Raw genomic sequence first — 12,701 nt, forward strand, 5'->3', positions numbered from 1 at the left:
CGACGGCGCAGCTGGCTGACCGGTACTGTGACTTCTGTCATGGGGGTGAACTCCTGGTGAGGGGTTGGGCTTCAGTAACCAAATCCTCCCACTAGGGGGCATTCCCGCCAGCCCCAAGGCGCCAGTCGAGCGTCAGCGAGTCGTCTAATCGCCCCTCTGTCAAGCCAGCAAAATCATTCGTTCATAACTGTTGCCATGCGTATGCCGGGTACAGGGTCGTCTACGCGGTCGATGCAAGTTGATCGCCGCAGGATGGGTTCCGTAGGCAAGATCTTCCTATGTTCGTGACGCAATCTGCTTATGAGGACAGTTGCTTCCCGCTTCGCGGAATGATCTCGGCCGCGTCCCGGCAGGGACGGCTCGGCACGCCCTGAAAGGGCGTTATCAGTGAAACGATGAGTGTTCTGTTAATGGCGTTGGTTTATTGGGTCAGACTGATACGGTGGTCCCGGCGTTTGGATCGAACAGTTCGCCCGTCTTCAGCATCGCGTGCATGATCACCGCTAATTTGCGGGCAAGAGCTACAGCCGCTCGCTTGAAACCAAGCCGCTCTTTTAACGCCAGCGCCCAAGTGCGTAACGTGTTCGTCTCCGTTGATCTGTTCAATATGACCGCGGCCGCCTCGTACAACAGCGTCCGTAACTTAGGGTCGCCACGGCGCGAGATGTGGCCTTCATAATCAACTTCCCCCGATTGATATCGCTTTGGGGTGAGCCCGACCCACGCCCCGACAGCGCGGGAGTTCTTGAAGTTGATCGAATCCTCCACTGCTGCTGCAAAGGCGGTAGCGGTGACCGTGCCCACGCCAGGCACCGAGGTGAGCAGACGGCAGCGTGGATCCGTGCCAGCCATCGCAACCAGCTGCTTGGTCAACTCCGCCACCCGAAGCCGAATATCGCTCCAGGCCTTAAGCAGCGGTAGGATGATGCGCGACAGATTGTCTTCGCCTTCCAGAAGCGTAACGACGTTGCGCTCAAAAACGCTGCCGGTGCCTTTGGGTATGACAAGCCCGAATGTCTTCATCAGCCCGCGTATCTGGTTCGACATCTGTACCCGCATCTTCATCAGTTGGCGTCGGGCGCTGATCAGCGTCCTCATCAACATGCTGTCAAAGCCTTTGACGCGCACCTCCCGATAAAAGCCCACCTCAGCCAAATGAGCCAGACCGTCGGCGTCGTTTGCATCGGTCTTGTTGGCAGCCATATCGAGGGCGGCCTTTGCATGGCGCGCGTCTATACAGATCGCGGGCAAACCCTCCGCAGTAAGCGCATGGTAAAACCAAACCGACAACGGTCCGGTCTCAAATACCACGCGCTTTGCATTCGGCGCGCGTTTGCGGATCACTTCGGCAAGCAGTTTGGGATCGGAGGCACACTTGCCGCGCCAAACGCGCTTGCCATCCTGACGAACCGATAGCGAAGTGTCTTTTAGAGAAACGTCGAGTCCGATATACTGATCCACGGTTGTCCTCCGTCTGATGCTGGGCCCGGTCCAAAATCGTGAGCCCGTTCTTCATCTTATCGGGGGGCAACCAACCTTCCAGTAATCTCGTGCTCCTGGCCCGCGGCCGGTGCTCCCGCGATTACGTCATGTTCGTTCAATCCCTCGATTCAGATTTTATCAGATTTTAGGCTCGGGGCTCTAGGCACAAATTATAATTTATGGAAGGATGCTTTATCGACCGCAGGAAGTCCATTCTGCTTCGCTCGACTATTGGCCAAGGCGCCGGGCGCGCCAATCATGAGACCAAAACCCGCAGAATTTTCGTTCTGTGCGATGATGTACGCGTCCTCGCCTACGCCCTCAGACTTCCTCGCTCGGGTCCTGGATTTCGAGATGGATCCGCCACCCCTCGAAGGTCATGAGCATGCGACCAAATTGCTCCCAACTCACCTCCCGCCCATCGATGACCAGCAGCGGCATATAATCGGCGGATTCAGGGTCGCAGGTGAGTTGGCCTCGAACTGTCGTTCCCGAAATGGCCAACCCCAAATCGCCTTCGACCAGATAGGTCGTGGCAAGATCATGCCGCATCTGTTCGAGCAGGCGCGTCATGAGATCAAACGGATCCGCGTTCGCAGCGCCATGCACCTGGAATTCGTAGCCTTCCCGTTCTCCGGCTTTGACCTCGACAGCCTCAAGCGACAGCCTCGTGCCGAGGAGCCGCAGCACAAAATGGAACCGATGCGTGGCCCGGTTCGCATCGGGCAATTCCATTGGCAGGAAGGCGATATGGGTGAACGTTAACCCGCTCCGGCGGGCGATCTCCTCGTTATAGCAGCGGCTGCAAAGATCCCGGTATCCTGTCTCAAGGCTCCCGAAGTGCGTTATCTCGAATTCTGGAACGCCGCTATGGCATTTGTCGCATGATATGTGCGGCGTCATTCTCCGCTCAACTCCTGCCTCTCGCATCTGGATGGGGGTCGCGCGTCCAGGCCAAGCCAACATCGTCGCACCATCGGCACATAGCTGCCTCGACCGCGCGCTCCTCATAGGCATACCATCTTTCAAGCGCTCCCTTCGCCTCAAGCAGATGTTTGAAACGCCTGTAGGCCCCTCTCCGGGTGAAGATGTCCCGTGCCTCAGCCCCTGCTTCTGGCAGTTCCTCGGCGACGAATGCGAGCGCCAGCTTTTTCCCAAGATCGAGATCGCGGCGATGGGGCACCAGGATATAGCCTGCTGCCTCCGGATCGTCAGGCAGCTCCTCAGCATCGTCCATATCGACGCTGTCGGCCAGAAAGAGAATGCGACCCGATTGCCTGCAAATATAGGCCTGATGTTCGTCATATTGGGAAGCGCAGACAAACTCGAGTGCGTCGACGAGGTCCCTCAACAGAATGGGCACTGTCTGACGATCTTCCGGTGTCATGCGCACGACTCGCCTATCAAAGACCGGGACCATTTTCTCTCCGGGAAATGGTGACGCATCATGGAGAACAAAGCCAGCTTAGGCAAGCTTGAGGTACAAGCTGTATGGAGCTGCGGGCGGCGCCAATTTCACCCTTCTTCGGCATGCCGTGGACGGCATTCACTCGGGAAACAACACGATTCGCAGGCTATCTACGAGGGCGTTGCGCCGTTCGAGGGAGAGTTCTCCGAGATTGTGCATCTTCCAGTTCACTGCTGGCAGCGTCGAAGCGTTGGGCACGTCCAGTTACGACCAATCCGGTGAGCCCTGTTTGAATGCGATCAAAAATGCCGGTGCGTATCGGGCATGTCGCCGATCATCGTGGTGAGCATCGCTTCGCGCGCCTCGATGAGCGCGTTCATGGCGCCTTTGGTCGGACGGACTGACCAGACCGGGCCGTTCCGCCATGTCATAAGGGCGAGGCGTGACAGATGCCGATCAACCGCGCATCAGCCAGCGTCTGGCTGATGAACAGGGCGAGATGAAGGCCGAACTGCTCCGCGTCCATGTCGCCAGCGATCTCCGCGTCGCACTCGACCTTGCCACCGAACTGCGTGCCAATGCGCCTGATTCCCGGCTCACCGGCTATAAGAACGGGACGCCGGCGGCCGAGGATTGGATGAAGTTCGACGCCGGCATCGATCGCAGCTGGACCGAACATGCCCATGAGCGGGACCACTATGACGCCTTCTGTGCGCTGGCCGAGGAAGTCCGTGCCGCCTGGTTCGGCTGGTCGATTGCCCGAACGATGCAAGCCATACCCGCCGGTCGCACCGGGAGCCGCTTCGTCGCTCATCTCGGACAGAAGCTCGAAATCGACGTCGCTTCATGGTGGCGGCCCACCGTGACGAACTATTTTGACCGGATGAGCAAGGCGTCGTTCTGGTCTACATGCGAGAGGACAGCATGCACGGTCCAGATGCCAATGTCCGTCACAGCCTGGCGGAGATATTCAGCCTCACACCCACAGAGACAGACATCGCTCAGGGCTTGGTTTGTGATGTAGCCAAGATAAAGAGTGGGGAGCCGTAAGGTTAACCGATCATAGGGACCTATCGCAAGGCTTGGCTATAGCTGTTCTGTGGACATATTACGGAAATTCATGCGTTCTTGGCCCCTGTCGGCCAATTGCTTGCCGATTTCCGTCATCAGGGGCAGTGGCTCGCGGAGCATTAGTTCTGTATCCTGCGTCGCCGCCCAGCCCAACGTACGGGTCAGGTCAAATCCTGTCAGTCTGGGGCGCGCCACGCCGTCCGCGCGGTAACATTGGGGCATGACAGTGATTCCCAGTCCGGCACCTACCATTTGCAAGACGCGTTCATCGTTGGTCGATCGTAGCGCGAAATGCGGTCTGACGCCGCGCTCCGTGAAGAAACGGCTCGTATCTGACAGCGCCTCGCAATGACGCCGGACGATCATGACCTCATTGGCGAGCCGACTGGCGCCGATCTCGGCGTTGGCTGCAAGCGGATGATCGGTCGCCATTGCCAGCGCATAGCCTTCGGTACAGATCGCCTGCTCGAGGAAACGCTCGCCGCCACGGCCGACGAGTGTCAGCGCAATGTCGATCCGCCCCTTGGCGAGATGTCCGGTCAATTCCCGTTCGGTTCCGAATAGAAGTTCGAACCGATGTTGCCGTTCAGGGCGTGTGCGCGCAATCGATGTTGCAATGATGTCACCCGGAATGCTGGACAGAATGCCCAGTCGAAGCGAGGGAAGCGCTTCAGTCACGCTCATCATTTGCGTGGCCAGATGGAACTCCCGCTCTATCCGTCGCGCATGGGTCAGGAACCGCGTGCCGCCAGCCGTCAACTCCACCCGCTGGTTTGACCGCACGAATAGCTGGATACCCAGCGTGCGCTCCAGTTTGGCGATGCCCACGGAGAGTGTGGGCTGCGAGACGTTGCAATGGCTTGCCGCGCGTGAGAAATTGCCCTGGTCGACGACAGCGAGGAAATAGCGCAGAAGATAGCGGTCCAGCATCGAAATTCCTGTAGTCTGGGCATCGGCGTCGTTTACGGGGCCGGGTTTGTGCATAGATACCGTTAATGGCGTTGTTAGGGAAAGTTCAATTTTTCCTTGGGGTCGTGCTACGCTAGAACGTCTCCCGACAGGAGAGCCCTTCATGACCGATTTCGATTTTGCGCTTGGCGACAATGCCGACATGATCCGCGAGAGCGCGGCCCGCTTTTCCGCCGACAAGATCGCGCCGCTGGCAGCGGAGATTGACGAAAAGGACTGGTTCCCGCGTGAATTGTGGCCGGCGATGGGCGACCTTGGCCTCCACGGCATTACCGTGCCGGAAGAGGATGGGGGCCTGGGCCTTGGCTATCTGGAGCATGTCGTCGCGCAGGAGGAAGTAGCCCGTGCGTCGGCGTCCATTGGCCTCAGCTATGGTGCGCACTCCAATCTTTGCGTCAACCAGATCCGTCGCTGGGGCAATGCGGAACAGAAGGCGAAATATCTGCCCAAGCTGATTTCGGGCGAGCATGTTGGCTCCCTCGCCATGTCGGAGGCGGGTGCGGGTTCCGACGTCGTGTCGATGAAGCTCAAGGCCGAGAAGAAGGGCGATCGCTACGTCCTCAACGGCACGAAATTCTGGATCACCAACGCGACCTATGCCGACACGCTGGTCGTCTACGCCAAGACCGGCGAGGGATCGAAGGGCATCACCACCTTCCTCATCGAAAAGGATATGAAGGGCTTTTCCATCGGCCAGAAGATCGCGAAGGTCGGCATGCGCGGTTCGCCCACCGCCGAACTGGTGTTCGAGGATTGCGAGGTTCCGCAAGAGAATATCATGGGTCCGCTCAATGGCGGGGCGGGGGTGCTGATGTCGGGCCTCGACTATGAACGGACGGTCCTTTCGGGCATCCAGCTTGGCATCATGCAGGCATGTCTCGATGTCGTCCTGCCCTATGTTCGGGAGCGCAGGCAGTTCGGCAAGCCGATCGGCGCCTTCCAACTGATGCAGGCGAAGATCGCGGACATGTATGTCGCGCTGAACTCTGCCCGTGCCTATGTTTATGCCGTTGCCAAGGCGTGCGACGCGGGCAGGACGACGCGCTTCGACGCCGCTGGCGCAATCCTGCTGGCGTCGGAAAATGCCATGAAGACGGCGCTGGAGGCGGTGCAGGCGCTGGGCGGCGCGGGTTACACCAAGGACTGGCCGGTGGAGCGCTACATGCGTGACGCCAAACTGCTCGACATCGGGGCGGGCACCAACGAAATCCGCCGCATGCTGATCGGCCGGGAGTTGATTGGGGCATGAGCGGGCCTGTCCTCGACACCAAGCTCTCGCCCCAGAACGAGACCTTCCGTGCCAACGCCTCGCACAATGCTGCGCTGGTCGAGGAACTGCGCGCCAAGGTTGCGGACGCCGCGCAGGGTGGTTCCGAAAGCGCGCGCGCCAAGCACATGGCCCGCGGCAAGCTGCTGCCACGCGACCGCGTCGAGCGGTTGCTCGATCCCGGCTCGCCTTTCCTGGAGATTGGCCAGCTCGCCGCCAACGGCCTCTATCATAATGAGGTGCCGGGTGCGGGCATCATCGCCGGCATCGGCCGTGTTTCCGGCCGGCAGGTGATGATCGCCTGCAATGACGCGACGGTGAAGGGCGGGACCTATTATCCCGTCAGCGTCAAGAAGCATCTGCGCGCGCAGGAGATTGCGCTGGAGAACCGGCTGCCCTGCGTCTATCTGGTCGACAGCGGCGGAGCCAACCTGCCCAATCAGGCGGAGGTGTTCCCTGACCGCGAACATTTCGGCCGCATCTTTTATAATCAGGCGAACATGAGTGCGCGCGGCATTCCCCAGATCGCATGCGTGATGGGTTCGTGCACCGCCGGTGGTGCCTATGTGCCGGCCATGTCGGACGAGACGGTGATCGTGCGCAATCAGGGCACGATCTTCCTCGCTGGGCCGCCGTTGGTACAGGCGGCGACGGGCGAGGTCATCAGCGCAGAGGATCTGGGCGGCGGCGACCTGCATGGTCGCAAGTCCGGCGTGGTCGACCATGTCGCGGAGAATGACGAGCATGCGCTCTCGATCGTGCGCGACATCGTCTCGACGCTGCAACCGGACCTCAATTCCGACCTCAATCTCCGCACGCCGGTGCCGCCGAAGTTCGAGGCTTCCGAGCTTTACGGGATCATCCCGCAGGATGTACGTGCGCCCTATGATGTCCGCGAGGTGATTGCCCGCATCGTCGATGGCTCCGAGTTTCACGAGTTCAAGGCGCTTTACGGCACGACGCTGGTTTGCGGTTTCGCCCATATATGGGGGATGCCGGTGGCGATCCTTGCCAATAATGGCGTGCTGTTCTCGGAAAGCGCGGTCAAGGGCGCGCATTTCATCGAACTGGCCTGCCAGCGGCGCACTCCGCTGCTCTTCCTCCAGAATATCTCCGGCTTCATGGTCGGCGGGAAATATGAAGCTGAGGGTATCGCCAAGAACGGCGCGAAGCTGGTGACGGCGGTGGCGACGGCAAGCGTGCCCAAGATCACCGTACTGATCGGCGGCAGCTTCGGCGCGGGCAATTATGGCATGTGTGGGCGTGCCTATCAGCCGCGCTTCCTCTTCACCTGGCCCAATGCCCGTATCTCGGTGATGGGCGGCGAGCAGGCGGCTTCGGTGCTGGCGACGGTCCACCGCGACGCCAGGAAATGGACGCCGGAAGAGGCCGAGGCCTTCAAGGCGCCGATCCGCGAGAAATATGAGCATGAGGGCAATCCCTATTATGCCACGGCGCGTCTGTGGGACGATGGCATCATCGATCCCGCGCAGACCCGCGATGTGCTGGGACTTGCCTTCGCCGCCACGCTGAACGCGCCGGTTGCCGACCGCCCGCAGTTCGGTATTTTCAGGATGTGAACGTAATGATCCAGTCTCTTCTCATCGCCAATCGTGGCGAAATCGCATGCCGGATCATTCGCACCGCGCGGCAGCTGGGTATCCGCACCGTGGCTGTCTATTCGGATGCGGATGCGGACGCACTGCATGTTCGTTCGGCGGATGAAGCCGTGCATATCGGGCCTTCGCCGGTCCGGGAGTCTTATCTCTTGGGCGACAGGATCATCGCGGCTGCCAGACAGACCGGAGTGGAGGCAATCCATCCGGGCTATGGTTTCCTTTCCGAAAATGCCGAGTTCGCCCAGGCGGTCATGGACGCGGGCCTGATCTGGGTCGGTCCCAATCCCTCCTCGATCACCGCCATGGGCCTTAAGGATGCGGCCAAGAAGCTGATGCAGGATGCCGGGGTTCCGACGACGCCCGGCTATCTGGGCGATGACCAGAGCCCTGAGCGGCTGAAGTCGGAGGCCGACAGTATCGGCTATCCGGTGCTCATCAAGGCGGTCGCGGGCGGCGGCGGCAAGGGCATGCGCAAGGTGGACAGTGCGGCCGATTTCTCTGACGCTCTGCTGTCCTGCCAGCGTGAGGCGGCTTCGAGCTTTGGCAACTCGTCGGTGCTGCTCGAAAAATGGGTCACCAATCCGCGCCATATCGAGGTACAGGTCTTCGGCGACAAGCATGGCAATGTGGTCCATCTCTTTGAACGCGATTGCTCGCTCCAGCGCCGCCACCAGAAGGTGATCGAGGAAGCGCCTGCGCCGGGCATGGATGCGGAGACACGTGCGGCGGTATGCCAGGCGGCGGTCAATGCGGCCAGGGCGGTCGACTATGTCGGTGCCGGTACGATCGAGTTCATCGCTGATGGATCGGAAGGCCTTCGCGCCGACCGCATCTGGTTCATGGAGATGAATACCCGCCTTCAGGTCGAACATCCCGTGACCGAAGAAATTACGGGGCAGGATCTGGTTGAATGGCAGTTACGGGTGGCGTCGGGCGAAAAGTTGCCGAAACGCCAGGAGGAATTGTCGATCAACGGCTGGGCGATGGAAGCGCGCCTTTATGCCGAGGACCCGGTCAAGGGCTTCCTGCCCAGCATCGGCACGCTCGACCGGTTCGACATCGGCCCGTCCTATCGCACTGACACGGGCGTCGAGCAGGGCTCGGAGATTTCGCCCTTCTACGATCCGATGATCGCCAAGCTGATCGCCTGGGGACCAGACCGCGATGCCGCGCGCCGAAAGCTGGCGCAGACGTTGGAGCAGACCACGATCTGGCCGCTCAAGACCAATGCGGGCTTCCTCGTGAAGGCGCTGCATCATCCCGCCTTTGCGCAGGCGCGGCTCGACACGGGCCTCATCGCGCGGGAAGGTGATGCGCTGCTGCCTGACGCGTCGCCATCGGACGCCACGCTGGCCAAGGGGGCTGCCACCATCGCCGCGCCGGGCCCGCTGGGCGGCTTCCGCCTGAACGCGCCTGCCCGCCATGAAGGCCACTTCCTCCTTGACGGCACGCCGGTGGCGATATCGGTGCAACCGTCCGCAGCGACTGAGGGAGCGGCAAACGCCATCCTGTCCGAAGGCGGGCAGGTGTGGCAGTTGCTGCCGTGGCGCGCAGGCGGGGCGGGTGGAGCCGATGCGTCGGATGGCGCGATCCTTTCGCCCATGCCCGGACGCATCATCGCCGTGTCTGTCGTCGCTGGCGAGACGGTGGCGAAGGGGCAGAAACTGCTGACGCTGGAAGCCATGAAGATGGAACACAGCTTGCTCGCGCCCTTTGATGGCAGCGTCGCTGAACTGAACGCCAGTGAGGGAGGTCAGGTGAGCGAAGGCGCCCTGCTGGCAAAGATCGAGAAGGGGGATGCGGCCTGATGGCGGGGAAGTTTTTTGACCAGTGGACAGTTGGCGAGACGCTGGCCCACGAAATCCGCCGGACGGTGACGGAGACGGACAATCTTCTCTTCTCGACCATGACCCATAATCCGCAACCTTTGCACATCGATCTTGAAGCGGCGAAGGCGAGCGAATTTGGGCAAATACTGGTCAACGGTACCTTCACCTTCTCGCTGATGATCGGCCTGTCGGTGGGCGACACGACGCTGGGCACGCTGGTCGCCAATCTGGGCTATGACAAGCTGGTCATGCCCAAGCCCGTCTTCATCGGTGACACACTGCGCGCCGAAAGCGAGGTGACAGATCTCAAACCCAGCAAGTCGCGGCCCGGTGCGGGCATCGTCACCTTCACCCATCGCCTGATTAACCAGCGGGACGAGGTGGTGTGTCAGTGCCTGCGCATGGCGCTGATCAAGGGCAGCCCAAAGGAAATGCACGCGTGAAATTGCGCTCGCTGCTCTTGATCCAATACCCCGTTTTCAGGCGCCTTGGCCGGTGTTTATCAACAATCTCATTCAATTGATTTTGCCTTCGAGCGGCCCCGTCAAGAAAGTCGATTGGCGTGCGCGCACCCCTGCGTTTCGCCTGATGGCAAGGCGAGCGGTGGCCGCAACCTAAGCTCTGGCATCCAAATCGCGTCGCGGCCAATTTTGCATATTTTTTATATCATTGATTCCTGATGTCCCGGAAGGGGCGGATCAATTTGCATCTGCTATGATAATTTGCGTTATGGTATGATATAAAATCTACGCAAATGAAAAATATAAATGGATATAATTTCGTAAAATATCAAAAAATATTGAATTATTGTACGAAAATTGGCTCCTGTTTGATTTCGGTCAATTACGTCCGGCCATGACGTTCGATAAGCTGCATTTCTGGAAACGAAGGAGTATCCGGAATGCAGCCAAATGCTCTGTCCTATGTGGTCATAAAGGCCCGTGAGATCGAAGCATGGCGTGTCTTTGGGCAACAGGTGCTCGGTATGAGGGCACAGGATGTCGCCGGCGGTCTGGCGCTGCGGATGGATGAGCGCGCGGGCCGTCTGTTCGTCGAGAAAGGCGAGGAGGATCGCTATTTCGCGTCAGGTTGGGAGTTGCACTCCGCCGGGGCATTTCATGCCGCGAAGGAGACGTTGGCTCGTCATGGCGTCACCTGTCATCAGGCGACGCAGGCGGAACGTGACCTTCGCCATGTCTTCGATATGGTCTGGTTCCATGATCCAGCCGGGAACCGGCATGAGCTTGCCTATGGCTATGTGAGCGATTTCGAACGCTTTGTCTCGCCCGTCGGCGTATCGGGCTTCGTTACCGGCGATCTGGGCCTTGGCCATGCTGTGTTGCCCGCGCCGAATATCCATGAAACCCGCGATTTCCTGACGAATATTCTGGGTTTCGGGCTGGCGGACATATTGGTGCATCGGCCGGCGCCCGGAATCGAGCAGCGGATCGATTTCATGCATTGCGGCAATGCCCGGCACCACAGTCTTGCGCTGTTCGAAGGGCCTGTTCCGGCGGGGTGCGTGCATCTGATGGTCGAGGTTGAAAGCCTCGATGAAGTTGGGCGTGCCTATGATCGGATGGTGCAGCAGGGCGTGCGGCTGATGGCCACTCTGGGCAAGCATAGCAACGACCATGTCACCAGCTTCTATTTCGCGTCGCCGGGCGGCTTCGCGATCGAATATGGCTTTGGCGGCCGTGCTGTCGACTGGGACAGGCACAGCGTTTTCGAAAGCACGTCCGTGAGCCTTTGGGGCCATGATTTCAGCGTCGGCTTCGGTGCCGATGAACAGAGGCATCTGGTCGATGCAGCCTGACCAATATCTGACGGGAGAGAAAGACATGCAACAGTCAAGCGCAGCGCAGGGCGACATTGGTCTGGCCCTGATCGATCGTGCCAGAGCAATGATACCGACCCTGCGGGAGAGGGCACTGCAGTGCGAAAAGGATTGCAAGGTGCCCGACGAAACCATCGCGGATTTCCGCGAGGCAGGCTTTTTCAAGATACTCCAGCCCAAGCGCTATGGCGGGTTCGAACTCGATCCGCAGATATTTTATGCCGTACAGATGATCGTCGCCGAAGGCTGCATGTCGTCGGCCTGGGTTCTGGGTGTCGTCGCGGTTCATAACTGGCAGCTTGCGCTGTTCGATCCTCAGGCGCAGGCAGATGTGTGGGAACCGGACGCGGGTACCCTGATTTCGTCGAGCTACATGCCCAAGGCAGTCGTGACGCCGGTAGAGGGTGGTTATCGCATTTCGGGTCGCTGGGGATTTTCATCCGGCGTCGAGCATTGCCAATGGGTCTTCCTCGGCGGATTGGTGCCCGACCCGGAAGGCGGAGCGCCGGATTACCGCACCTTTCTGGTGCCGCGGTCGGACTGGGAAATCGATCATGTCTGGGACACGCTGGGCTTGCGGGGTACTGGTAGCCAGGATGTGATCGTCAAGGATGCGTTCATTCCCGCCTATCGCACGCATCGTTCCAAGGACGGGTTCCACGCCGGTAGCCCCGGATTGAAGATCAACGATGCGCCGCTCTACAGGCTGCCCTTCGGCCAGATTTTCGTGCGCGCCGTATCCTCGTCCGCGATCGGGGCGTTGCAGGGCGCGCTCAACGATTTCACCGCCTATGCGAACAAGCGCGTCAGCAACAATGATTTTTCCCGGCTGGCGGATGACCCGGACGTGACGATCATCCTGTCCGATACGGCCTGCGCCATTGACGAGATGAAGACGATCCTGAACCGCAATTTCGCGGCGTTGATCGATGCCGCCAGATCGAGCGCAGATTATCGGCTGGATGACCGCTTGCTCTACCGCCACCAGTCGGCGCAGGTCGTCGACCGTTGTGCCCAGCTGATCACCCGTATGTTCTATGCCAGCGGGGCCGACGGCATCTATCTCGACCGGCCGATCGGGCGGGCCTTCGTCGACATTCATTGCGGGCGGACCCACGTCGCCAACAATTTTACCAAGACCGGGCGGAATTTCGGCGGCGTCATGCTTGGCAAGCCCAATGCCGACACCTTCATCTGACGCACGCGCCCCAAAAAGAGA

At 60.0% G+C, this 12,701-nt stretch carries 13 protein-coding genes; 8 read left to right on the plus strand and 5 right to left on the minus strand.

Translation table 11 applies throughout. The features are described 5' to 3' along the window. Positions 1-429: 429 nt before the first annotated feature. Together HUK73_RS23300 and HUK73_RS23305 are read right to left on the minus strand one after the other, a co-directional pair. A complete protein-coding gene (locus HUK73_RS23300) occupies positions 430-1,461 on the minus strand; it encodes an IS110 family transposase (protein WP_176592052.1) in 1,032 nt (343 codons plus the stop codon). Positions 1,462-1,803: 342 nt separating this feature from the next. Further along, positions 1,804-2,034: a hypothetical protein gene (locus HUK73_RS23305; RefSeq protein ID WP_176594158.1), complete on the minus strand. Its 231-nt coding sequence runs from the start codon at positions 2,032-2,034 to the stop codon at positions 1,804-1,806. Here HUK73_RS23305 and HUK73_RS23310 point away from each other — a divergent pair. Further along, positions 2,026-2,247, plus strand: coding sequence for a hypothetical protein (locus HUK73_RS23310; protein WP_176594159.1), 222 nt, complete (start codon positions 2,026-2,028; stop codon positions 2,245-2,247). The genes HUK73_RS23305 and HUK73_RS23310 overlap by 9 nt on opposite strands. 145 nt (positions 2,248-2,392) lie before the next feature. Here HUK73_RS23310 and HUK73_RS23315 read toward each other — a convergent pair whose 3' ends face one another. Continuing rightward, the gene (locus tag HUK73_RS23315; RefSeq protein WP_176594160.1) at positions 2,393-2,869 is read right to left on the minus strand and encodes a UPF0158 family protein; all 477 of its coding nucleotides are present in this window, start codon (positions 2,867-2,869) and stop codon (positions 2,393-2,395) included. Between the two features lie 320 nt (positions 2,870-3,189). Continuing rightward, entirely contained in the window at positions 3,190-3,321 is a 132-nt protein-coding gene (locus HUK73_RS27000; RefSeq protein ID WP_255326513.1) for a hypothetical protein, read from the minus strand. Positions 3,322-3,332: 11 nt separating this feature from the next. Here HUK73_RS27000 and HUK73_RS23320 point away from each other — a divergent pair, with 11 nt between their 5' ends. After that, positions 3,333-3,914, plus strand: a complete 582-nt coding sequence (locus HUK73_RS23320; protein WP_176594161.1) for a hypothetical protein — start codon at positions 3,333-3,335, stop codon at positions 3,912-3,914. Positions 3,915-3,976: 62 nt separating this feature from the next. On the opposite strand, the gene HUK73_RS23325 is transcribed toward HUK73_RS23320, so the two are convergent. Beyond that, positions 3,977-4,891: a LysR family transcriptional regulator gene (locus HUK73_RS23325; RefSeq protein ID WP_176594162.1), complete on the minus strand. Its 915-nt coding sequence runs from the start codon at positions 4,889-4,891 to the stop codon at positions 3,977-3,979. Between the two features lie 142 nt (positions 4,892-5,033). On the opposite strand from HUK73_RS23325, the gene HUK73_RS23330 reads away from it, so the two are divergent. The 6 genes from HUK73_RS23330 (at position 5,034) to HUK73_RS23355 (ending at position 12,680) form a co-directional block, all read left to right on the plus strand. Continuing rightward, positions 5,034-6,179, plus strand: coding sequence for an isovaleryl-CoA dehydrogenase (locus tag HUK73_RS23330; protein ID WP_176594163.1), 1,146 nt, complete (start codon positions 5,034-5,036; stop codon positions 6,177-6,179). Further along, complete coding sequence (locus HUK73_RS23335) at positions 6,176-7,777, plus strand: carboxyl transferase domain-containing protein (protein ID WP_176594164.1); 1,602 nt, start codon at positions 6,176-6,178, stop codon at positions 7,775-7,777. Before HUK73_RS23330 ends, HUK73_RS23335 begins: the two co-directional genes overlap by 4 nt. Positions 7,778-7,782: 5 nt before the next feature. Continuing rightward, positions 7,783-9,624, plus strand: coding sequence for an acetyl/propionyl/methylcrotonyl-CoA carboxylase subunit alpha (locus HUK73_RS23340; RefSeq protein WP_176594165.1), 1,842 nt, complete (start codon positions 7,783-7,785; stop codon positions 9,622-9,624). Then, the gene (locus tag HUK73_RS23345) at positions 9,624-10,088 is read left to right on the plus strand and encodes a MaoC family dehydratase (RefSeq protein WP_176594166.1); all 465 of its coding nucleotides are present in this window, start codon (positions 9,624-9,626) and stop codon (positions 10,086-10,088) included. Before HUK73_RS23340 ends, HUK73_RS23345 begins: the two co-directional genes overlap by 1 nt. A 458-nt stretch (positions 10,089-10,546) precedes the next feature. Then, a complete protein-coding gene (locus HUK73_RS23350; RefSeq protein WP_176594167.1) occupies positions 10,547-11,461 on the plus strand; it encodes a VOC family protein in 915 nt (304 codons plus the stop codon). A gap of 25 nt (positions 11,462-11,486) precedes the next feature. Then, positions 11,487-12,680 (plus strand): flavin-dependent monooxygenase, encoded by a 1,194-nt coding sequence (locus HUK73_RS23355; RefSeq protein ID WP_176594168.1) that lies wholly within the window; start codon positions 11,487-11,489, stop codon positions 12,678-12,680. Positions 12,681-12,701: the final 21 nt, after the last annotated feature.

The organism is Sphingobium sp. EM0848 (assembly GCF_013375555.1).
Taxonomy (GTDB): domain Bacteria; phylum Pseudomonadota; class Alphaproteobacteria; order Sphingomonadales; family Sphingomonadaceae; genus Sphingobium.

What these genes read in the sequence shown, in the direction of transcription:
- HUK73_RS23325 (WP_176594162.1), bottom strand. Translation starts at nt 4,891, where the DNA reads ATGCTGGACCGCTATCTTCTGCGCTATTTCCTCGCTGTCGTCGACCAG.
- HUK73_RS23345 (WP_176594166.1), top strand. Translation starts at nt 9,624, where the DNA reads ATGGCGGGGAAGTTTTTTGACCAGTGGACAGTTGGCGAGACGCTGGCC.
- HUK73_RS27000 (WP_255326513.1), bottom strand. Translation starts at nt 3,321, where the DNA reads ATGACATGGCGGAACGGCCCGGTCTGGTCAGTCCGTCCGACCAAAGGC.
- HUK73_RS23340 (WP_176594165.1), top strand. Translation starts at nt 7,783, where the DNA reads ATGATCCAGTCTCTTCTCATCGCCAATCGTGGCGAAATCGCATGCCGG.
- HUK73_RS23310 (WP_176594159.1), top strand. Translation starts at nt 2,026, where the DNA reads ATGCCGCATCTGTTCGAGCAGGCGCGTCATGAGATCAAACGGATCCGC.
- HUK73_RS23355 (WP_176594168.1), top strand. Translation starts at nt 11,487, where the DNA reads ATGCAACAGTCAAGCGCAGCGCAGGGCGACATTGGTCTGGCCCTGATC.
- HUK73_RS23350 (WP_176594167.1), top strand. Translation starts at nt 10,547, where the DNA reads ATGCAGCCAAATGCTCTGTCCTATGTGGTCATAAAGGCCCGTGAGATC.
- HUK73_RS23305 (WP_176594158.1), bottom strand. Translation starts at nt 2,034, where the DNA reads ATGCGGCATGATCTTGCCACGACCTATCTGGTCGAAGGCGATTTGGGG.
- HUK73_RS23335 (WP_176594164.1), top strand. Translation starts at nt 6,176, where the DNA reads ATGAGCGGGCCTGTCCTCGACACCAAGCTCTCGCCCCAGAACGAGACC.
- HUK73_RS23330 (WP_176594163.1), top strand. Translation starts at nt 5,034, where the DNA reads ATGACCGATTTCGATTTTGCGCTTGGCGACAATGCCGACATGATCCGC.
- HUK73_RS23315 (WP_176594160.1), bottom strand. Translation starts at nt 2,869, where the DNA reads ATGACACCGGAAGATCGTCAGACAGTGCCCATTCTGTTGAGGGACCTC.